Annotated in this window: 1 protein-coding gene; it reads right to left on the minus strand. The window is 32.0% G+C overall.

Going from position 1 to position 738, the window contains the following annotated elements; translation table 11 throughout:
• Positions 1-522 precede the first annotated feature (522 nt).
• Positions 523-738: hypothetical protein (locus J1785_RS00555; RefSeq protein WP_217218552.1), on the minus strand; the 216-nt coding region annotated here is incomplete at its 5' end.

Genomic DNA, 738 nt, shown 5'->3' on the forward strand with positions numbered 1-738 from the left:
GTCAGATGTTTATAAGAGACAGGTCCATGTCGAGTTACATTGCCTGCTCATAGGTTGTTGGATTTTTAATATGATAAAAGTATTACAAGGAAAAGTAACCATTAAATGTTAAAAAATACACTTCCCCATTATCTGATAACCACTTCTGCTTTGTCCAAGACGATGTCATGTTTTTACATTTTCAATAATGAAATAATTAGAATGCTAATATTCACAGGTATCACATAGATAAGATAAATTTAACACATTGCAGTTACATCGACAGCAATCATGAAGTAATAAGGATTGCTGTCATTATTTAATCTAAAGCATCTAATTAAACGTAGTGATCTATCCGGGTAATTTGAATAGGCTATCGATTAAGCAAGGGCTAACTCATCGAAGCTCCGCTTCTCTGATTTCCCTTGCTTTTCTCCTTTCAGTTGAAAAGAAAATTAGCATACTCATTCATTAATCAAGTTTCTATTGTCATATATCAATATATCCATTACAAGTTTCATCAAACCATATATCTTCATAGCTTCACTCACCTTTACATATTTCATATCTGTAAGCTGCATGTAAACAATAGAAAAATTCACAAAGCGAATTTAGTGTTTCCTGTAATTCAGGCATAACGTCAGAATCAATATCAAAAGATTGTATTAAATTATCATTATTATCAAAGAGAAGCATTGCTTTTACCTTTCTATCTGACGGAACATTCATTCTTTCTTGCATATCTTCCCAGGCTACTTC

This window comes from Rahnella perminowiae, from assembly GCF_019049755.1.
Taxonomy (GTDB): domain Bacteria; phylum Pseudomonadota; class Gammaproteobacteria; order Enterobacterales; family Enterobacteriaceae; genus Rahnella; species Rahnella perminowiae.